Source organism: Verrucomicrobium sp. BvORR106, from assembly GCF_000739655.1.
Classification (GTDB): Bacteria; Verrucomicrobiota; Verrucomicrobiia; order Verrucomicrobiales; family Verrucomicrobiaceae; genus Verrucomicrobium.
On the sequence record NZ_BATR01000162.1, the window covers coordinates 26,633 to 47,583 of the forward strand.

General features: G+C 61.2%; 16 protein-coding genes. 12 read left to right on the plus strand and 4 right to left on the minus strand.

What is annotated here, in order from left to right; translation table 11 throughout:
* Positions 1 to 350: 350 nt before the first annotated feature.
* Positions 351 to 1,448, minus strand: coding sequence for a tRNA 2-thiouridine(34) synthase MnmA (mnmA, locus tag BV106_RS27980; RefSeq protein ID WP_038170303.1), 1,098 nt, complete (start codon positions 1,446 to 1,448; stop codon positions 351 to 353).
* Between the two features lie 178 nt (positions 1,449 to 1,626).
* Here mnmA and BV106_RS27985 point away from each other — a divergent pair, with 178 nt between their 5' ends.
* The 3 genes from BV106_RS27985 (at position 1,627) to BV106_RS27995 (ending at position 4,442) form a co-directional block, all read left to right on the plus strand.
* Positions 1,627 to 2,352 carry a hypothetical protein gene (locus tag BV106_RS27985; RefSeq protein WP_038170304.1) on the plus strand — a complete coding sequence of 242 codons (726 nt, stop codon included), beginning with the start codon at positions 1,627 to 1,629 and terminating at the stop codon, positions 2,350 to 2,352.
* A gap of 150 nt (positions 2,353 to 2,502) precedes the next feature.
* The gene (locus BV106_RS27990) at positions 2,503 to 3,840 is read left to right on the plus strand and encodes an ATP-dependent Clp protease proteolytic subunit (protein WP_265596149.1); all 1,338 of its coding nucleotides are present in this window, start codon (positions 2,503 to 2,505) and stop codon (positions 3,838 to 3,840) included.
* A gap of 65 nt (positions 3,841 to 3,905) precedes the next feature.
* Positions 3,906 to 4,442 carry an NUDIX hydrolase gene (locus BV106_RS27995; RefSeq protein ID WP_038170305.1) on the plus strand — a complete coding sequence of 179 codons (537 nt, stop codon included), beginning with the start codon at positions 3,906 to 3,908 and terminating at the stop codon, positions 4,440 to 4,442.
* Between the two features lie 298 nt (positions 4,443 to 4,740).
* On the opposite strand, the gene BV106_RS28000 is transcribed toward BV106_RS27995, so the two are convergent.
* The gene (locus tag BV106_RS28000) at positions 4,741 to 5,121 is read right to left on the minus strand and encodes a hypothetical protein (RefSeq protein WP_038170306.1); all 381 of its coding nucleotides are present in this window, start codon (positions 5,119 to 5,121) and stop codon (positions 4,741 to 4,743) included.
* Between the two features lie 117 nt (positions 5,122 to 5,238).
* On the opposite strand from BV106_RS28000, the gene rplI reads away from it, so the two are divergent.
* The 3 genes from rplI (at position 5,239) to nagZ (ending at position 9,444) form a co-directional block, all read left to right on the plus strand.
* Positions 5,239 to 5,733, plus strand: a complete 495-nt coding sequence (rplI, locus tag BV106_RS28005) for a 50S ribosomal protein L9 (RefSeq protein ID WP_038170307.1) — start codon at positions 5,239 to 5,241, stop codon at positions 5,731 to 5,733.
* 168 nt (positions 5,734 to 5,901) lie between these two features.
* The gene (gene dnaB, locus BV106_RS28010) at positions 5,902 to 7,389 is read left to right on the plus strand and encodes a replicative DNA helicase (protein ID WP_051946428.1); all 1,488 of its coding nucleotides are present in this window, start codon (positions 5,902 to 5,904) and stop codon (positions 7,387 to 7,389) included.
* 942 nt (positions 7,390 to 8,331) lie between these two features.
* A complete protein-coding gene (gene nagZ, locus BV106_RS28015; protein ID WP_038170308.1) occupies positions 8,332 to 9,444 on the plus strand; it encodes a beta-N-acetylhexosaminidase in 1,113 nt (370 codons plus the stop codon).
* Positions 9,445 to 9,747: 303 nt separating this feature from the next.
* Here the strand turns inward: nagZ and BV106_RS28020 are convergent, their stop codons facing one another.
* Both BV106_RS28020 and BV106_RS28025 read right to left on the minus strand, forming a co-directional pair.
* A complete protein-coding gene (locus BV106_RS28020) occupies positions 9,748 to 11,289 on the minus strand; it encodes a tetratricopeptide repeat protein (RefSeq protein ID WP_081892353.1) in 1,542 nt (513 codons plus the stop codon).
* Between the two features lie 64 nt (positions 11,290 to 11,353).
* On the minus strand, positions 11,354 to 12,799 hold the full coding sequence (locus BV106_RS28025; RefSeq protein ID WP_265596150.1) for a tetratricopeptide repeat protein: 1,446 nt from the start codon (positions 12,797 to 12,799) through the stop codon (positions 11,354 to 11,356).
* A 263-nt stretch (positions 12,800 to 13,062) separates the two neighbouring features.
* Here BV106_RS28025 and BV106_RS28030 point away from each other — a divergent pair, with 263 nt between their 5' ends.
* The 6 genes from BV106_RS28030 (at position 13,063) to BV106_RS28055 (ending at position 20,948) form a co-directional block, all read left to right on the plus strand.
* The gene (locus tag BV106_RS28030) at positions 13,063 to 13,767 is read left to right on the plus strand and encodes a C4-type zinc ribbon domain-containing protein (RefSeq protein ID WP_038170311.1); all 705 of its coding nucleotides are present in this window, start codon (positions 13,063 to 13,065) and stop codon (positions 13,765 to 13,767) included.
* Positions 13,768 to 13,793: 26 nt separating this feature from the next.
* On the plus strand, positions 13,794 to 15,092 hold the full coding sequence (locus BV106_RS28035; protein WP_038170312.1) for an MFS transporter: 1,299 nt from the start codon (positions 13,794 to 13,796) through the stop codon (positions 15,090 to 15,092).
* 78 nt (positions 15,093 to 15,170) lie between these two features.
* Positions 15,171 to 16,028, plus strand: a complete 858-nt coding sequence (locus tag BV106_RS28040; RefSeq protein ID WP_038170313.1) for an SMP-30/gluconolactonase/LRE family protein — start codon at positions 15,171 to 15,173, stop codon at positions 16,026 to 16,028.
* A gap of 104 nt (positions 16,029 to 16,132) precedes the next feature.
* Complete coding sequence (locus BV106_RS28045; RefSeq protein ID WP_081892357.1) at positions 16,133 to 18,019, plus strand: aspartate ammonia-lyase; 1,887 nt, start codon at positions 16,133 to 16,135, stop codon at positions 18,017 to 18,019.
* 661 nt (positions 18,020 to 18,680) lie between these two features.
* Positions 18,681 to 19,754: an SPFH and helix-turn-helix domain-containing protein gene (locus BV106_RS28050; RefSeq protein ID WP_038170314.1), complete on the plus strand. Its 1,074-nt coding sequence runs from the start codon at positions 18,681 to 18,683 to the stop codon at positions 19,752 to 19,754.
* Between the two features lie 117 nt (positions 19,755 to 19,871).
* Entirely contained in the window at positions 19,872 to 20,948 is a 1,077-nt protein-coding gene (locus BV106_RS28055) for a hypothetical protein (protein ID WP_038170315.1), read from the plus strand.
* Positions 20,949 to 20,951 lie beyond the last annotated feature (3 nt).

Sequence of the window (20,951 nt, forward strand, 5' to 3'; positions counted from 1 at the left end):
ATGGCAAAAGATCGCAGCGCACCGAGCCTGCTCAAGTCAATTCTCCCTCACTCCCCTCACCCCCAACCGGCTCAGTTGCCGCAGGGTCGCACGCCCAAGCATCTACGCCCGTCCGCCTCAGCCAGCATAACTATCGATGTCCGCCACGTCACCGCTCCGTTGCCTGACCGGATGGCACATCCGGACTACTCCCGAACAGCTCTCCAGGCGTAGTCCGGTTGTCCCAACCGGCTCAGTCGCCGCAGGGACGCACGCCCAAACTGCCTGCGCCCCGTCCGACCGTCGGTCTCCACCACTCCACCACTCCACCACTCCAATCCCGATCCCTCTACTCCACCACTCCAGCCGCTCTACTCATACCCGATCGACTCAAACACCGCCCCCCCCAGCAGCTGATCCCCATCATACAACCCACAGATCTGCCCGGGTGTGAGGGCCCGCTGGGGCTCGTCATACACCAGCTCCGCGGCCCAGCCGTCTTCCCGCTGGAACGGCGTGTATGTCGCCGCCCCGGCCGGGCACCGATACCGCGGCTGGGCATCCAAGCGGCGAGGCACTAGAATGTCCGGCCCAGTCGTGGATATCTGCGTCAGGATCGCCTTTCGCGCCCAGAGCAGCGGCGTATCCGCGTGCTCGATTGCCACCACCAGTTCATTGGCGGCAGGGCGCTTGGCCACCACCACATAGGCCTGCTTGTAGAGGTTGGAGGGCACCCGCAGCCCCTTGCGCTGGCCTAGGGTGTAGAGATGCAGGCCGCGATGCTCACCCAGCACCTTGCCTTCCAGATTCACAATGTTCCCCGGATTGTCCGCCACGAAGGTGCGCAGGAAGTCCTCCATCTTCACCTCGCCGATGAAGCAGATCCCCTGGCTGTCCTTTTTCTCGGCCGTCTTCAGCCCCAGGCGTGAGGCCTCCACCCGCACCTCCGCCTTGGGCAGGTGACCAATGGGGAAACGCGCAATCTCCACCTGCTCCGGCCGCATCATGGCCAGGAAGTAGGTCTGGTCCTTGTTGCCATCCACGCCACGTCGCACGATCGGGTGCCCCCCGCCTTCAGCAGGCGCTTCCCAGCGGGCATAGTGGCCGGTAGCGATGGCATCGTACCCCTGATCCTTGGCCCACTCCCAGAGCACGCCGAACTTCATCTCCCGGTTGCACATCACGTCCGGGTTGGGCGTGATCCCCTCTTGATATCCGGCCAGGAGGTACTTCACCACCTTCTCCCGATACTCCCGCATCAGGTTCACCACGCGGAACTCGATCCCGAGCTGGTCCGCCACGGCGCGAGCGTCCTCGATGTCCTCCTGCCAGGGACAGTGACCGATGATGTTCTCCTCGTTGATCCAGTTCTTCATGTACGCGCCAGACACATCATGCCCCTCGCGGACGAGCAGGGCGGCGGCGACACTGCTGTCCACGCCTCCAGACAGCGCGGCTAGGATCTTCATGGGAATCAGTACGGTAAGGGAAAGTTACGCCCGATATCCCACGCCGGGCGGGGAAAAAAGGGACCCGCGTACTCGCTTGCCCCGGGCCCTGTGTCAATCCCCAACCACCCTGTCAGGTGCGACCTCTCGTCACGTTTTCCCCCCTTTCCTTTTCCCCCGGCACGCGCTACCAACTCCCATGTCTCAAGCTCAGAAAGAACCTACCGGCCCCTTCAGCCCGTTCTACGGTTGTGCCATTCTTATCATCGCCATTTGCACCTTCGGCGGGATCGTCGGCTGGACCCTCTACAGCGGCTATCGGCAGGACAAGGAGATCAGCCAGTTCACGATCGACAATGCGCCTCCGCTGCCCACTCCCACCCTCAGCGAGGAACAAAAAGCAGCCCTCCTCACCAAGCTGGACTCCTTTGAAGACGCCACCGCCAATGGAAAAGCTGTGCCCCTGCTCCTCAGTGTGGATGAGCTCAATGCTTTGATCGTCATCGCTGGCGAAAAGGAAGTGGCCGACTACCGCGGCATCGCCCGCTTCACCGCCATCGATCCCCAGGCCCAGCTCCTCATGGCCGACCTCTGCTGGCAGATCAACCGCCTCCCCGGCAGCGATGGCCCCAAGCGCTTCCTGGTCGGCAAGAGCGGCTTCAAGCCCGTCATTGAAAACAACGCCCTGGACCTGCACATGGAGACCCTCACCGTGCCGGGCAAGGAGGTCAGCCTTGGCTTCTTCCTCCATCTCAAGACCATCCCGTGGCTCAACGTTGCCAAACTCAAGCCTCACGTCAAAGCCGTGCTGGAGAAGGTGACCAGCTTTGAGTTTAGCGCCGATGGCTCCTCCATCATCCTGCACTCCACCGCCGCCAGCGGAGCCGCTCCACCAGCATCTCCGACAAAAGCAACAGCTCCGTAACTTTGGGATGGGCATGTGGCCGCGGGACGCTACAATCGCGGCCCGTTAGCTTGGCACGTGTACTGCTTTTCAAAATAATTGTCACCGTGGCTAATCGCAATGATTGCCACGGGAAACAGAAAAGCAGTGTGCGTCAACCCCACCTTGCCCATGCATCCGACGATTCGTCTTGCCGCCTTGTTGTTGCTCGTGTCTGCGGGTTCCTCCGCCCGGGCAGAAGCCCTGAACGCCGGTCTGCCGGTAGAAGACCTGCTCGAACTGCAAGCAAAGCAGTGCGAGGAAAAAACTGCCGCACCAGCACCCACGCTTGAGGCGCTGAAAGCGGAAGTCGGCCGCCTCACAGTGGAGAAGGAGAAGCTCTCCACCGAGCTCGCGCTGGCCCAGGCCGCTGTGGAGAAGGAGCTCAGCCCCTCCAAGCTCAACACCATCCGCCTTCAGGCCCAGCTCGCCGAGCTGAAGGCGAAGCAGGACCTGGCAGAGTATCAGGAAAAACTCGCCGAAGACAAAGCCCTGGAGGAGGACAAGCGCGCGCTGGATCGCGCCCTGCTCAAGAGCAGCATCGCCAAGGCCGAGGTCGAGACGGAACTCGCCGAGATCCGCCGCATTGAAAACGCCACCCAGAAGGAGATTGCCCGGATCAATTCCGGCATCGCCTTGGAGAAAGAGGAGGAAGAGGCCCGCAACTACGCGATGTCGGATCCCGTCTATCTCGCGGAGCCACTGCAGGGGCGCAAGCTGGTCATGTCAGACCGGCGCATCGCCCTCAACGGCCCTATTAGCATGCGCACGGCGGATAACATTGTTTCCCGGATCAATTATTTCAACAACCGCGATGCCAAGCTCCCCATCTTCCTCGTCATTGATGACAGCCCCGGTGGCTCCGTCATGGCAGGTTATAAGATCGTCAAAGCCATGCAGGGCAGCCAGGCCCCGGTGCATGTGGTGGTGAAGTCCTTCGCCGCCAGCATGGCCGCCTGCATCGCCACCGTGGCCAAGCATTCCTACGCGTATTCGAACACCGTCATCCTCCACCACCAGATCCACTCGTTTGCCGGTGGGAATCTCACCCAGCAACAAGAGTGGCTGAAGGAGATGGAAGAATGGTGGCGTCGTCTGGCTGACCCAGTCGCGGTCAAGATGGGCATCTCCCGTGAGGAACTCATCAAGCAAATGTATGCCCACGCATCCAGCGGTGATTGGAGCGAGTTCGGCGACAACGCCCAAAAGCTCAAGTGGGTGGACCACATTGTGGATGAGATCCAGGAAACAGGCACCATCAAGAGCCCGGATGTCGTCTCCAAAACGCCCGGCACCGGCGGCATCAGCGCCGACGACGGCATGGAGGCCAGCGCCCGCGGCACCGGTCCAGTGACGGAGCTCAAGGCGCAGGCGGACGAGAAAGGCCGCCCCTACATGTCCCTGCCCCGCCTGAATCCCCGCGATTGTTATTGGCTTTACAATCCGGACGGTTATTTTCGGGCACCGTGAGGTAAGTCCGCCCACCCTTTTCGCAGGGTGGTCCCGCCTCCGGCAGCCTTTCCCAACCCGACTGCATGGAGAATCCCTGGACCACCCTGTCCACCCGCGAGGTGTATCACAATCCCTGGATCCGTATCCGTGAGGATCAGGTGATCAATCCCTCCGGCGGCCCCGGCATCTATGGCGTGGTCGAGTTCCAGAATCGCGCCGTTGGCGTCATCCCCATCGATGACCAAGGCTACACTTGGCTCGTCGGCCAGTATCGCTACTGTCACGAGAGCTACGAATGGGAGATCCCCGAGGGTGGCTGCCCCGCGCATGAGGAGCTAGTCGACTGCGCCAAACGCGAACTGCTGGAGGAGACCGGCATCATCGCCCAGAGCTACGAGCTCATCCTGGACGGCATGCAGCTCTCCAACTCCACCACCAACGAGGTCGCCTACATCTACACCGCCCGCGGTCTGAGCTTCACCAAGGCCGCGCCGGAGGATACGGAAAAGATCGACGTGAAAAAGGTCCTCCTGGAAGAAGCCATCGAGATGGCCCGCAACGGCACCATCCGCGACGGCATGTCCGTCATGGGCCTCCTCTGGCTCGGGAGTCAACCGTAGCCCCGCTGCGCGGGGAGACACAAGACTGGAAGACTCCAGACTCAAGACTTGAGCTTCGCCCCAATTGGTCGCATCATCCCACACAGCGAACGCCATCCGCCTTCGAAGCTTTTCCCGAAGGGAATGAGGCCACAAGCCCAACGTTGACGAGCTTCCAGCGAGTCTACGTTGGGAATGCAGGGAGGCAATCCTACTCCGAAGGAGTTGCGGCGGTCCGACTCACCGGCTGCAGCCACGTCCCACCATCCTGCCGCCCCCTCCGACTCCCACTGAATTACTGGTTTACCGAATTACTGAATTACCGATTTACCGTCTGTGCTTCGCCCATCACGAGCACCAGCACCTTCCCTGTCGCCTGATCCAGCACGGTCATTTCGCTCTTGTCCATCTCCCCCACCACGGGATCCGGCACGGTTTTTCTCTCGAATTTCTGCACGAGAAAACGCTTTCCGCTCGCTCCTCCGAAGGTCAGCCCCGGCTCTACGAACCAGTTCTTCCGTTTGTCATCGGGGGTCGCCACCTGGTGGGGAGCAGCCGCGGACCGCAGAGTGATCCGGTATTCCTGCGCAGCTTCCTTCGCAGGCGGCGTTGGCGTCGGGGTCTGCGCGGAGAGATCCCCAGGCATGCCTCCAATCGCGGTGAATCCGGCCACGAGAATCGAGAGAAGGGGCAATTTCATCCATTCAGTCCACCAAAACCCCTGTGAACGGTCAACTCCCAAAAACTTCACCCAGCATTTGACAGCCTTTCCTAGCTAGGTATCCTCCCTGCCCCACTCTACCCAACCAGCAATCGTATGCCCACCGTTGATATCATTTTGAAGGAGAAAATCGCCAATCTCGGTGCCGAGGGCGACGTTGTGAAAGTGAAAGGCGGATTCGCCCGCAACTTCCTGATCCCTCAGGGCAAGGCCTATGCTGCCAACAAGGGCAACCTCCGCCAGCTTGACACCCTTAAGAAAGTCCGCGCCGAGCGCGAGGCCAAGGAGATCGAAGAAGCTGAGAAGATCGCCACCAAGCTCAAGCGCCTGAAGCTGAAGCTCACGCTGGCCACCGGCCAGGCTGGCAAGGCTTTCGGTTCCATCACCACGATCGACATCCAGAAGGCTGTTGCCGAGAGCGCCGCCAAGGTGGAACTCGACCGTCACCAGATCGACCTCGATAAGCCAATCAAGAGCACCGGCGTCTTCGAAGTCCCCGTCAAGCTTCACGCCCAGGTCAACTGCTTCCTGAAGATCACCGTCACCGCAGCGGACGGCGAAGAGACCGAAGCCGAAGAGACTGAGGAATAAGCGAAGCCTTTTCCGGCCCGGCTCGTTATCAGCCATTTTTTCAAACCCCACACAGCCCTGCTGTGTGGGGTTTCTTTTTATCTGTGTGATCCTGTGTTGTTCACAGAAGTTCACATCGATTCTTTCTCGCTCACTATCTGACATTGGGTTAGGCTCGTCCCCCGTCCCATGCCAGAGCCCGCCTCCAATGTTACTCCGTTTGACCCGGCAGCCGCCAATGCCCCGGCGCTGCAAAAAGGAGGCCAGGGCAAGAAAAAGGGAGAAAACGTTGATCCGCTCAGCGACATCAACCGCGCCATGCCCTTCAGCGATGACGCGGAGAAGGGTGTGCTTTCCTGCTTCCTGCAGAATCCGACGGACCTCATCAACGACGCGTTGACGTCCCTTGCGGTGGAGGCCTTCTACCACCCCGCCAACCGCCTCATTTATGAAGTGCTGCGGGAGTTCAACAACGACGGGCGCCCCATCGACCTCGTCTCCCTGTCGCACTACCTGATCGACAAGGGCCTCATCGACAAGATCGGCGGCCCCGCCACCCTGGCAGACCTATACGACTTCGTCCCCACCCCGGCCCACTACGAGTACTACAAGGGCATCCTGCACGACAAGCACCTGCTGCGTCGTATCATCACCGCCTGCACGGAGAGCATCCAGAATGCCTACGAGTACCAGGAGGACGTCCCCCTCCTGCTTGACCGCGTGGAGCAGCGCATGCTGAGCGTCCGTGAGGACACCGAGTCGCGCGATACCATCAAGCCGCTCCGGCAGCACATCATGGAGGCGGTGGATACCATTGAGCACCTCCTGCTCAACCCCGGCCAGATGAACGGCCTCTCCACCGGCTACCGGAAGCTCGATCAGCTCAGCACCGGCCTCCAGGGTGGGGAACTCTTCGTCATCGCCGCCCGTCCCTCCATGGGCAAGACCTCGTTCTGCATGAACATCGTCGAGTATGTCGCGGTCGAACTGCAGCGCCCCGTGGCCTTCTTCAGCCTGGAAATGAGCGCCTCCGTGCTGGTTCAGCGTCTCATTGCCGGCCGTGCCGGGGTGAACATGAGCAAGCTCAAAAGCGGTCTGCTCAACCGTGAGCAGATGCGCGCCGTCACCACCGCGTGCGGTCAACTTCAGAAGTCAGAGATCTTCATCGATGAAACGCCCGGCCTGGACATCATGGAGTTCCGCGCCAAGGCCCGCCGCTTGAAGAAGCAGCACAACATCGGCCTCATCACCATTGACTACCTCCAGCTCATGACCTCCGGGTCCAAGCGAGCCAAGGAAAACCGTCAGATCGAAATCGCAGAAATCTCCGCCGGCCTCAAAGGCGTGGCCAAGGAACTGGACATCCCCATCATCGTGCTGGCCCAGCTCAACCGAGCTGTGGAACAGCGCAAAGGCGGCCGCCCCATGCTGAGCGACCTTCGCGAATCCGGTTCCATCGAGCAGGACGCCGACATGGTCGGCCTCCTCACCCGTGACGACTACGCCGGCAGCAAGACCGAAGTCGGCACCGAAGAGGAAGAGGAAGCCAAGAAAGGCAAAGCCGTCCTCATCATGGCCAAGAACCGTAACGGCCCCACCGACGACGTCCCGCTGAAGTTCATCGCGGAGTACATGAAGTTCCTCGAACGCGAGCCCGATCCGGATGAAGGACAGTAGTCCGGTAAATCAGTGGGCAGTAGGCAGTGCGTGAGTGGTCAAGGTGTTGGAGATGGACTGCAAGGAGGGCACGGGGTCAGCTTGCGGGTGTGTTGCGGTGGTTGGCAGGGCGGCAGATGCGAGCCCTCGCAACACGCATACGCATCAGGTTAACAAGGGCTGACTCGTGTTGGCTCAACGGCAGCTCCACGCCAACGGCGTGATACAAAACAGCCCGGCGTCAGACCGCGAAGCGGTCGCCACCCCGGGTTTCAACGGTGAAGCGATGGAACTCCAACGGAGTTCTACAAACCGTTCGGATCACCCAGATGCGACTGTCCCGCATGCGATGGACACCTCAGGAATGCTGTCATGGCTTGCTGATCTAACTTCGGAAATCAAGTCCATCCATCGAGGAAACAACGACGAATGCAGCTGTCAACGTGAGGAGAACCGACCGACCGCCGCGCTCGGGGTGGCCACCGGGCAACCGACGCCGTCCACGGTCCACACGCTCAGTCGAAGCTCTTCCTCGAAGAGGATTCGGCCACAAGCCCAACGTTGACGAGCTTCCAGCGAGTCTACGTTGGGAACCTCCGCCGAGGATGATCAGGTGGGGAGGCCGACAGCATCCGCGTCCTCCCCACCACCATCAACACCTCCACGTCAGGCGAATGCGAGATCACGTGCATCCCAAGATTCCCGGCCAGCGCCATGCTTGGACCTCGCCCCACTACGCCACCTCATGGGACGCTTGCCAGGGACCGGGACAGGAATGCCCCCCTCCTTTTCCTGATGCCCCGCCTCCTCACGCCCCGCCCCCCAGATTTGCCCTCGCATCCCACTTGCAAGATCTTGTGACTACGGCGTCACTGTGGCAGACCGAGGGCCCTCCCCTCCCCGGCGCTCCGGCCCCACAGGTTTACTGATTTACCGAATTACTGACTCACAGATCTACCGAAAATGTCCGCTCACGCCAACACCCTCGGCCAGCTTCTCCTTACCGGCATCCCTGGCCCAGAACTCGACTCAGAAACCGCCGCACGCCTCAAGAAGCTCCAGCCCGGCGGCTTCATCCTCTTCAGCCGCAACCTCCAGGACGCCACCCAGCTCCGCAAGCTCTGCGATGATCTCCGGGACCTGAGCGACATTGAGCCCATCATAACCATCGACCAGGAGGGCGGCCGCGTCTCCCGCCTTCGCTACATCGGCCAGGAGCCCCCGAACGCCCAGCAGCTCCGCCAGAAGGGCGATCCCCTCCTCATCAAGCGCCACGGCCAGCTCACTGGCAGGCTGCTCCGCCTTTTCGGGATCAACCTCGACCTCTGCCCGGTGCTGGACATCAGCTACGATGACACCGCGGACAACTCCCTGAAGGGCCGCTGCTACGGCACCGATCCCCAACAGGTGGTGGACAACGCCGGCACCTTCAACCGCGCCATGCGCAAGGAAGGCGTCCTCAGCTGCGCCAAGCACTTCCCCGGCTACGGTCCTGCCGAGTGCGACCCGCATGAATTCCTGCCCATCATCGAGAAGTCGGCAGAGCAACTCGAGAAGGAAGAACTCCTCCCCTACCGCACCCTCCTGCCCGAGCTGGACAGCGTGATGGTCTGCCACGCCAACTACCGCGCCTACGATCCGCAAAACGAGCGCTGGCCCGCCTCCCTCTCCCACAACATCGTGCAGAAGCTCCTGCGCGATCAGCTTGGCTTCGACGGCCTGGCCATGACGGATGACCTCGACATGGGCGCCATCCTCAATGAAGTCACCTTCGAGCAAGCCATTCAGGAAGCCGTGAAGGCCGGGAATGACATGGTCATGATCTGCCACCGCCTGGAGATGGTGGAAGAAGCCCGCCGCCACCTGGAAGGCGTGCCGGATCCGATTCTGCACGACGCCCTCATCCGGCTGGAGAAGACCAAGAAGAAGCTCGCCTTCCCCGACAAGTTCAGCATCGAGAAGTTCGCCGCCATCAACGACGACATCTGGAAGCTCCGCGTGGACACCCTGGGCGAAGAAGGCGCCAAGAACCTCAGTGTGGAAGACGGCAAGCGCTCCCCCGTGGAGTTGTATTGAGTCAGTCACGATTTCAGCAGTGCTCACCAACCGCCGTTCCTTCTCCGGGACGGCGGTTTTTTATTTCCTATATCGCAATGAATCACCCCTCCGCATCGCCACGGGCGTAGTCCGGTTGTGCCAACCGGCTCAGTCAACGAAGGGGAACCGCGTGAAACACGGTCCCTTCCACCGACCGCCCCCACGTCTCCGGCACGAACAACCGCAATCTCACTCGCCCCCCCTCAATTCCCGCGGCGACTGAACCGACGGGGACCGTCGGACTACTCCCACAGCATCGCGCGAACCTCACGGTTCGATGCATCACCTGGCCGTCTCAGCACCCGCACCCGCCTTTTGCTCAAATTCTGCCAGGCGCTTTTGAGCATCCGGCAAGCAAATGGGAGGCAGTCCTCCCAGCTCAAACACCTTCCGCTGCCATTTGAGCCCTTCTGCAAACTGACCAAGGGGAAGACAAACGCGGGCCAGCACATCCAGGCAAAACGCGTTTTGCCAGTTCGACACCTCGCACGCTTTGGTGGCATAGGGCAGCGCCTTTTCCGCCTCGCCCGCATCCAGATACACCAGCGCCACATTGCTGTAGGCCAGACCAATACTTGGATCGAGTTCCGCCACCTTGATGAAGTCGGCAATCGCAAGGTCCCGCTTCCCCAGATCACGATAGAAGTTTCCTCGTGAGTTGTAGATAAAGGGAGACTTGGGAGCCATCTCCAGCGCCTTGTTGAGATCCGCCAGAGCCTGGTCAGACTGACCCAGCAGATGACGCGCATTCCCCCGGTTCGCGTAGAGTTCCGCCCGGTTGCTGCGTAGTTTCAAGGCACGACTGGCATCAGCCAGGGCATTTTCCCCGTCCCTGAGTTCACTGTAGAGCTCTCCGCGTGTGGAATACAGCTCCCAGTCGTCTGGCCGCAGTTTGATGGCAGTGGCCAGATCAGAAATGGCTTCCTTCAACTCCGCCGCTTTCCGGTGCACCAGCGCCCGCGCCACCCAGCCACGAAAGTCGGATGGAGCGAGCGCGATCACCTGTGAAAAATCAGCGATGGCCTTGTCCTTCTCACCCAGATTGGCATACCCCTCTCCACGGGTATGATACACCGCCGGTTCAGATTGCATCTTCTCCAGCACCAGGGTGCAGTCATCCACCATCTTCTCATACTGCCCCAGCTTGCCGTATTGCACGGCTCTCTCCACCCTGGCATGATGATCCTCCGGGTCCAGCTTGAGGACCTTCGTCAGGTCGGCTGTAGCTTCCTCGTACCTCTTCTTGGAGACATGCAGCACTGCCCGGTTGAAGAAGGCTGAGGGATCATTGGGATCCAGCTCGGCCGCCATGCTGAGATCCAGCATGGCATTTTCGGGACGATTCAGCACGATGTTGATCTTGCCGCGCAGGGTGTATCCCTGGGCATACGCCCCATCGAGCTTCAGCCCCTGTTCCACATCCTTTAGCGCCTTGGCATACGCGCCTGCGCGAAAATGAACTTCGGCCCGGGTCGTATAACCTCCTGCATAGCTGGGAAACCTCCGCACCAGGTCATTGGCTTCGGTCATGGCCTTGTTCAGGTTGCCCATGTGGTAGTGGATCTGAACACGCAGACACAGCAGATTCACCGCAGCCGGGCTCTGCTCCAGGCACTGGTTGCACGTCGTGAGCGCCTTCTGAAACTCCTTCTTGCCGACGTACTCCGTGACCAGCTTGCCGCAGTCCCGCCCGCCACCTTCTTGCGCAGCCAGGCTATCCATGCCACTCCCGCCAAGGAGGAGAATCAATCCTACCAGCGTCAAACCCTGGCGAACGATACGATTTGGCGTCGTCACAATTTCAAATCTGCGGGGGGCACTCATGAAGCAACTTGGGGGGCAGCAGTCGTCCCATCCATCCTAGCTGCGGGACAGCCTCTAGGAAAGCTCAACGTCGCCCGGCCAGACCGGCACGCAGCCTCTCCAGTTCGTGTTGCTCCGCGGGCGCCACTCCGAGGGATTCCGCTTTCACCATCCATTTCCGGCCCTCTTCAAACTTCCCCGCTCTGCAACAAACACCCGCCAGCAGCAGCACCTGGCTGGGATCCTTCCAGCCTGAGTACTCACACCCGGCCGTGGCATGGCGCTCCGCTTCGGCAAGATCCTTCTTCTCCATACTTATGAAGACCCGTGCTCGATGAACATCGACGAGTTTCGGATCCAGCTTCTCTGCGGCATCCAAGTCAGCCTGCGCCCCGTCCATGTCGCCGAGTTGAAAACGCGACGCCCCGCGAGACGCCAGAGCAGGTGCGAAGTTGGGATCACACTCCAGCGCCTTGGTGCACGCTGCCTCTGCAGCCTTGTGGTCATTGATCTGACCAAGGACATGCGCCCGGCGATAGTACCCCTCAGCCCGTGTTGGGTCCCCAGCCACCAAGGCATTCACATCAGAGAGCGCCTTGTCCGTCTGGCCCAATATCATGTAAACTTGTGACCGGATTTGCCTGACCTCCCAGTTGCCCGGCATCAACTCCAGTACCGCACTGAAATCCGCCTCAGCCTTGGCAAACTCACGACTGTTAAAGTAGATGAGGGCCCGCGTCGTATGCGCCTGCGCCAGAATGCCTTTATCAGCAGTTCCCAGCGCAAACGCCTGCCCCAGGTCCACCATCGCCTTCTCCACATTGTTCAAGTTTGAATAACTGATCCCCCGCAGTGCATACGCCTCCGCGATGTTGGGATTCGCCTTGAGGATGCTCGTGAAAGTGGCCACGGCGGTTTCATGCTGCCCCGTCCTGCCATACAGCGTCCCCAGCATATACCAAGCCTGGATGTCATTCGCCTGCAGGCTCACCACCAACTCCAGATCCCTGATCGCGAGCTTGTATTGCTGCAAGTCTGCATACAGCGAGGCGCGATTGTAAACCGCCCCCATGTCCGTGGGATTGAGCTTGGTCACCTGCGTGTAGTCAGCCACCGCCCCGTCGTAGTCTCGCATCGCGTGACGAATCTTCCCACGTAGTCCGTAGCCATCCGCATCCTGTGGGTTGATCTTCAGCACTCGTCCCACGTCCTCCATCGCCCCGGACAATTCTCCCTGCCGAAAGCGAACTGTACCCCTGGCAAGATACCCATCGAGCGACCGGGGCTTCAACTTGATCACCGCCTCGGCGTCCACCATCGCGAGGCTCAGCTTGCCCAGATGATGGTAGGCGTTCGCGCGCTCCATCCGCGGCACCGAGATTCCCGGCTCAAAGCCGATGCACTTGGTGTAGTAGCGGACCGCCGCCTCATAGTCCCCACGCTTCGCCGCCACTCTCGCTTGGGCCAGTGCCTCTTGATACCCCACCGATTGCGACCAAAGGCTGGAGATGCTGCAAAGAAAGGCCACCACGACAAGGAGCACACCCGGTAGCTGCCGACCATTCCGCCCACTGCGACCATCTCGCCATCCGGCAGAATTTCTTGCACTGATTTGCAGTCTCATCCTCCACCCTCAACGTCAGTTTTTTTCATGTCAACACCCAACCATGACCGCGGATTTCCTGACATAAAAAATCCTCGTCTTGCCAATGCCACCGCTTCGTGGCAAAACGCTCACAGTCAATCTTTCCACCCCAGCCAACAGCCCTCAGGCCAGCGGCCCCCCATCCATCCATGCTCCCCGTCGTCCAGCAACTCCTCGTCCTGCAAGACCGCGACCAGCGCATTCGCAACCTGAGCAAGGATCTCAAGGACATCCCGACCCTGCAGAAGCGCGCCCAACTCCGCCTGGCCGACGATGAAGCCGCAGTGGCCGAAGCCCTGGGCAAGGTCCGCGAAGTCGAACTCAAGATCAAAAACCTCGAACTGGACATCCAGACCCGGAAGAACACGATCCTCCGGCTCAAGGATCAGCAGTTCGCCACGCGGAAAAACGAGGAGTTCCGCGCGATGGGGAACGAGATCGAGCGCTACGGCAAAGACGTCTTCAATCTGGAGGACCAGGAACTGGAGCTCATGGAGCAACTGGAGACCGTGAAACCAGGCCTCGCCTCCGCCCAACAGAAGCTCAGTGCCACCAAGACCAGCGTGCAGGAAGAGATCAATGAACTGGGCGAGCGCGCCAAGGCCATTGAGGCACGACTGGGCGAACTTCGTGCCGAGCGGCTCGATCTCGCTGGCCCCATTGATGGCCTCGCCCTGGCCACTTACGACCGCCTTATCAAAAGCAAGGGGGATGCCGCCGTCGTCCTTGTGGAGGCAGGCGCCTGCAAAGGCTGCCACGTCAAGGTGATCTCCGGCACTCTCAGCGCCCTGCGCGCAGACACCGACATCACCTACTGTGAGCAGTGCGGGCGCATTTTGTACCTTGAAGGCTGAATTGACGCCCTGACCTCGTCGGTGCCGTGAAGAGTCTCGCCGCCCAGCCCAATCTCCGGCGGAACTTCTGGATGCATTGTCTGGAAGGCGGGCTCTACATGTCAGGCTCTGCCTTTCTGGGGCCCGAGACGGTTTTGCCCGCCATGGTGAAGTCCCTGGGCGGGAGCAATGCGCTCATCGCGCTGATGCCCGTGCTCCTCCCCGCCGCTTACGCGCTGCCCGGCCTGTTCGTGGCACCGCTGGTGGAGCGCTTGGGGCGGCTCAAGCCGTTTGTCGTCTTCTTCGGCGTCCTTCAGCGGCTCCCCTACCTCATCACCGGGCTTGTCATGCTGCTGGCCCCACAGGCTTCGGGCGCGATCCTTACCCTCGTGGTCCTCACCCCCATCGTCTCCGGTGTTGTGGGTGGCGTGGGGGTCAATGCCTGGATGGAGTGGGTGACCCGCCTCATCCCCCAGCACCTCCGCGCCTCAGGGTGGGCCATCCGTTACATGATCCAGGGCGTCATCGGCCTCGCCGCCGGCCCGGTCATCCACTGGGTGTTCACCCACCAGCCCGGGGCTCACGGCTACTCCACGCTGCACCTCATCTGCTTCGGGTTCCTCACCCTCTCACTTCTGGCCCAGCTGCGGATTCGCGATGAGGTTCCAGCAGCCTCGCCATCGTTCCCGGGCAGATCCCCTCTGCCCTTCCGTTACGGCCCCTACCTCAGGGCGCTGCCCGGCATGCTTCAGTCACAACCCCAGCTCATCCGGTTGGTGCTCGCCCGGTTCACCGGCATGGGCTACCTCATGCTGGCGGGCTTCATGAGCATCCATGCCCTGGAGGTGACCCACCAGCCCCAGGCCGCCATCGGTCACCTCGTCCTGGCCACCATGATCGGCTCCCTCTTCGGGAACCTCTTCGCCGGGTGGTGGGGGAACCGCCACGGGGGCAAGGTCGCCATGCTCCTCTCCCGTTGTTTGTGTCTCGGCCTCTGCCTCACCCTCCCCTTCGTCAGCAGCTTTCCCGCCTTCCTCGCCGTGTTCTTCGTCTGGGGGTTCGGTCTGTTTGTGGACAAGGTGGGCGACCTCACTTTCAGCGCAGAACTGTGCCCCTTTGAGCGGCGGCCCACCTATCAGGCCATGCTCGCCTTCTTCCAGATGATCAGCCTGCTGGGCTCCGTCACCCTGGGCGGCTGGGTCTACTCCCAGAGCGGCAGCTTTCACGCCCTCACCCTCATGTGCGGCCTCTTCGCCACCGTCTCCATCCTCATTCTGCATTCCATCCCCGAGGTACGGAAAAAACACCTGCCTCCCGTGATGGGTGAAAACCCGCCAATGGGCTGATCGCCAGGGGTGCCACCCCAGTGCAAATTCAGAATTCCCCGGTTCCAATCACCCCGAGCCGTGCTAACAGGAACCCCAATGTCCATTCCCACTCCCGAACCTGTCGGCAACCACATTTCCACCTGGGGCGAAGGCTCCCTTTGGGATCGCGATACCCTCCTCTATGTGGATATCGAGGCTCACAAGATCCTCCGCTTCAATCCCAAGACCGGTGAAGAAAAGATCTGGGACGCAGGCGAACGCGTCGGCACCGTGGTGCCCCGGGCCAAAGGAGGCCTCGTGTACGGCGGCGACAAAGGGATCTCCTTCCTGGATGAGGCCACCGGAGAGATCACACTCATCGTTGATCCTGAACCCCACCTGCCCCACAACCGCTTCAACGACGGCAAGTGCGACCCCGCAGGCCGCTTCTGGGCAGGCACCATGCCCACCGATGTGAAGGCCCCCAAGGCCTCCCTGTATTGCCTCTTTCCGGATCTCACCATCGAGAACAAATTCAGCCCCGTGACGGTCTCCAACGGCATCGTCTGGACGCGCGATCAGAGTACGATGTATTACATCGACACCCCACGTCGCAACGTGCTGGCCTTCGACTACGAAGTATCCACGGGCGTGATCTCGAACGAACGCATTGCCATCGATACCGCGCAATGGAACGCCTCCCCGGATGGCATGACGATCGACAGCGAAGACCGCCTCTGGGTGGCCTTCTGCCATGGCTCCGCCGTGCGTTGCTTTGATCCCAAGACCGCCAAAGTGGAGGCCGAGATCGCCCTGCCCTGCATCGAGGTGACCTCCTGCGCCTTTGGCGGAGAGGATCTGGGTGACCTCTACATCACCACCGGAAAGGCCAAGTTCGAGGAACCTCTCGCCGGCCGTCTCTTTGTCACTCGTCCGGGTGCCAAGGGCGTCCCGGCCGTGCCCTTCGCGGGTTAAGAGGCATTCCATCCCGGTTCCTGGTTCGGTCGTCCACCCATGGACCCAGCAAACCTGGAACCGGGAGCTTGCCATGCCCGCCCCTCCCGCCTCATGATTGCTCCATGAAATTGAGTGCGACAACCGTGGCAGAGGCCGCTGCCCGCATGGGCGTGACCACGGAGGAATTGCAAGGAGTGCTGGCTCTGGGTGAAGAACGCACCTACAAGGCCGGCGATCATCTCTTTTACGAGTCCACCCCCCGGCGTTGGTTCGGCCTGGTGCTGGAGGGAGAGGTCGAGTTGAGTCACGGGTTGAGCGGCATGTCCGTGCACATTGCCACGGCAGCAGAGGGCAGCCTCCTCAGTGAAGGGGTGCTCTTTGACGACCTCCCTCACGCCACCACCGCCATGACCCGCTCAGGGAGCGTGATATGGGAACTGTCCATCGACCGTGTGCAGCAACTCCGCGCGACTTCGCCGGGGCTGTTCTACCGCATCTGCGGGAACGTGGCCAGCCACGTCGGCCGCCGCCTTCGCGAGTCCAACCGCAGACTCTCCCTGCTCATGTCGCAGGCACCCACCTTGAGCGGATTTCGTCGTGAGCACGACCTCCTGGGTGAGCGCGACATCCCCGCCTCCGCCTACTATGGCATCCAGACCCTCCGGGCGGTGGAAAACTTCCCGCTCTCCGGCATCAAGCTGCATCACTTCCGCCACTTCATTGTGGCGCTGGCCTTTGTGAAAAAGGCCGCCGCCCTCGCCAACATGCAGCTGCACGTGCTCAAGGAAGACCGGGCCCGGGCCATCGCCGCAGCGTGCGATGAAATCATCGAGGGCAAGCTGCACCACCAGTTCGTGGTGGACATGTTTCAGGGCGGTGCCGGCACCTCCACGAACATGAATGCCAACGAGGTGATCGCCAATCGTGCCCTGGAACTCATGGGCCATGAGCGTGGGCAGTACCAGTTCTGCCACCCCAACGATCACGTGAACTGCTCCCAGTCCACCAACGATGTGTACCCCACCGCCGTGAAGCTGGGTGTGTACCTCACGGTGCGGGACACCCTTTCCGCCCTGCGGGATCTGCGCGAAGCCCTGCTGGCCAAGTCCACCCAGTTCAGTCATGTACTGAAAATGGGCCGCACGGAGAACCAGGATGCCGTCCCCATGACGCTCGGTCAGGAGTTCGGAGCTTATGCGGTCATGATCGGTGACGGCCTGCGTCATCTGGAGCGTGCCGCTTCAGATCTCCTGTATGTGAACATGGGCGCCACCGCCATCGGCACCGGCATCAACAGCCCTCCCAGCTATGCAGACATCTGCACGCGCCGTCTGGCAGATGTCAGCGGTCTGCCGGTGCAACTCGCGGAAAACCTTGTCGAGGCCACTCAAGACTCAGGAGAGTTCTCCATGCTCAGCGGCGTCATGAAGACCGCCGCCGTCCAGCTTTCCAAGATCTGCAACGACCTCCGCTGGCTCTCCTCCGGCCCCCGTTGTGGCTTGTATGAGATCCGCCTGCCCGCCATGCAGCCCGGCTCCTCCATCATGCCCGGCAAGGTCAATCCCGTCATCCTCGAGGCCGTGAACCAGATCTGCTACCAGATCATCGGCTTTGACATGACCATCTCCATGGCGGCTGAGGCCAGCGAGCTTGAGCTCAACATGGCCGAGCCCGTCATCGCCTTCGACCTGCTCTTTGGCCTCACCCTGCTGCGCAACGGCGCCATCATTCTTGCCAGCCGCTGCATCTCCGGGATCGAAGCCAACGAAGACCGCTGCATGCAGTACGTGCAGCAATCCATCGGCCTCGCCACCGCATTGAATCCCGTGCTGGGGTATGAGCGCTCCGTCGCCATCGCCCGCGAAGCCCTCGCCACCGGGTCCAGCGTGTACGATCTGGTGCTGCAGAAAAACTGGCTCACCCGCGAGCAGTTGGAAGACCTGCTCAAGCCAGAGAACATGACCCATCCCCGTCAGCTTCCCGAAGCCCCGCCCGCCGCGGATATTTGAGATGGGTGGGGAGGGGCACACCTTCACAGACTTGCCACCCTGAAGCTTGTCCCTGGAATGAAGGAGGCGGGGGGTTCAACCCCACTCAGTCGCGCGTCCACCAGATGTGAACAACATGGGGCGCGTCCACGCATGCGACAGCATTCAAGTCTGGCGTCTTGTGTCTTCAAGTCTGGCGTCTCCCGCGCAGCGGGTCGGGGTTCCCAGTCCCGCTCACGCCTCAATCGTCCCTTGATCCCCTCCCCGCCCCGCTGACCCAGCAGACCGCGGGGCCGGAGACCCCGCCTCCTTTACTCTGCGGCCAAGTCACCCCGTCACTTGTTCGTGAGTACAGGAGGCGGGGGTTCCCAGCCCCGCTCAGTCGCACGTCCACTGGATGTGAACAACATGGGGCGAGTCCGCATGCCACAGCATTCAAGTCTGGCGTCTCCCCCGCAGCGGGCTTGACGACAACGGGGACGCACTCCCACCAAAAAACGTCCGATTCACCCGAATTCCCAACCGCGGAATCAAATTTCCAACCGATTTCCCCCTCCGCCTCCGGCAACGCGCCATGCCAGTTGGAAAAAACCGGTGACACCCCGTCACAAATCCTTGAACCTTTACCTGCACCCCCTGTCTCACCAGACGGGACTCCCACAACCTCAACTACCTCACGATCATGGGCCTGATGGATTATTTCAAAGGACAGTTTCTCGAAATCATCGAGTGGACTGATGACTCTCGCGACACGCTTTCCTACCGCTTCGTGGACGAAGACAAGGAGATCAAGAACGGCGCCCAGCTCATCGTGCGGGAATCGCAAGTGGCCCAGTTCGTGTATCTCGGCCAGTTCGGCGACACCTTCGGTCCCGGCAAGCACACCCTGGTCACGGACAACATCCCGATCCTCAGCACCCTCAAGGGTTGGAAGTACGGCTTCAATTCCCCGTTCAAGGCGGACGTGTACTACGTCACCACCCGCCTCTTCACGGGCAACAAGTGGGGCACCAGCAACCCCATCATGATGCGCGACCAGGACTTCGGCATCGTGCGGGCCCGCGCCTTTGGCACCTTTGACTTCCGCATCGTCGATCCCAAGCTTTTCCTCAAGGAAGTAGCCGGTTCCGACCATCACTTCCGCCTGGACGAGTTCGCCGACACCATGCGCTCCCGCATTGTCAGCGTGTTCAGCGACGCCATCGCCTCCGCCAAGATCCCGGTGCTGGACCTCGCCACCCGCTACACGGATCTGGGGGATGCCCTGCTGCCGCTCATCAACCCCACCCTGCAGGCCAAGTACGGCATCGAGTTCCCCAGCTTCATCCTGGAGAACGTGAGCGTGCCGCCGGAAGTGGAAGCCGCCATCGACAAGCGCAGCAGCATGAGCGCGATCGGCAACCTCAACGACTACGTGAAGTTCCAGATGGCCGAAGGCATGGCCAAGGGCGGCGGCGCTGGCGCCCCGGCCGAGATGGCCATGGGCTTTGCCATGGCGCAGGAGATGATGAAGAACACCAACCTCTCTCAAGGAGGAGGAGGCGCTCCGCCCCCACTTCCGGGTGGTGCTCCCGCAGCCGCAGCGGCTCCAGCGCTGAATGTGGACGTGCTCACGCCAGCTCAGGTCGCCCAGGTTCTAGGTGTTACAGAGGCAGACGTCATCTCCAGCATCGACTCCGGTGACCTCAAGGGCAAAAAGATTGGCAGCGCCTACCGTATCACCCGCGCCGCGCTGGACGACTTCCTGAAACACTAGGCTTCCTAAGGACAGTGCGCCTGGCTCTGCCCCGCTCTTTGGACCGCCACCTGTGCCTGAACGCACAGACTGGCGGTCCTTTTGCTGCCCGCGAGCCACGCCACGCCCCTGACTCCCATGTCTTCTGATCTTACCGCCATCAACAAGTTCTCCTGTCCGGCCTGCGGTGCTGAGGCAGTGTGGAACCCTGGCAAAAAGGCGCTCATCTGCCCGTACTGTGGCACCGAATCCCCGGCCGAAATCAAGGCCGATGGCAGCCTCGTCGCTGAGAGCGATCTCATCGAGGGACTGCGCAATCTCTCAGACGATGATCGCGGCTGGGCCGCCGAGCGCAAAACCGTCCGCTGCCAGAGCTGCAATGCCATCTCCGTCTTCGATGAAAAGCGCGTCGCCCAGCGTTGCGATTTCTGCGGATCCCCGTCGCTCATGGCGGTGGATGATATCAAGGCACCCATCCGCCCCTCTGGACTGCTCCCCTTCAATCTCGCCGAGTCAGCCGTGCGGGAGCAGATCCGCCAGTGGTATGGCAGCCACTGGTTTGCCCCGAACAATCTGAAGGGCAAGGCCCTCACGGATACGGTTCATGGAGTTTACCTCCCTTATTGGACCTTTGACGCCCAGGTGGCCGCCCAGTGGGAGGCGGAGGCCGGCTACTACTACTATGTGCGCAACTCCAAGGGCGAATCCGAACGCCGTGTCCGCTGGGAGCATGCCAGTGGCGCACTGGAGCACTTCTTTGATGATACCCTCGTACCCGCATCGCGCGGCGTGCATGAGAAACTCCTGGGTCAGCTCGAACCCTTCCCCACCACCACCGACATCAAGCCCTATGATCCAGGCTATCTCTCAGGCTGGGTGGTGGAACAGTACCAGATTGACCTCATCGGTGCCGCCCAGGCTTCGCGGTCCCGCATGGACTCCGCCGTCCGCGGCATCTGTGCCTCCCAGGTTCCCGGGGACACCCAGCGCAACCTCCAGGTTCAAGCCGATTACTCAGCCCAGACCTTCAAGCACATCCTGCTGCCCGTCTGGCTGCTGGTTTACACCTATGGGGCCAAGAGTTACCAGGTCACCGTAAACGGCTCCACTGGCAAGATTGCCGGGGAATACCCCATCAGCTGGATCAAGGTCGCTCTCGTCACCCTGCTGGGCCTGATCATCGTGGCCATCATGATCTACTTTAACGGTAAATAACCC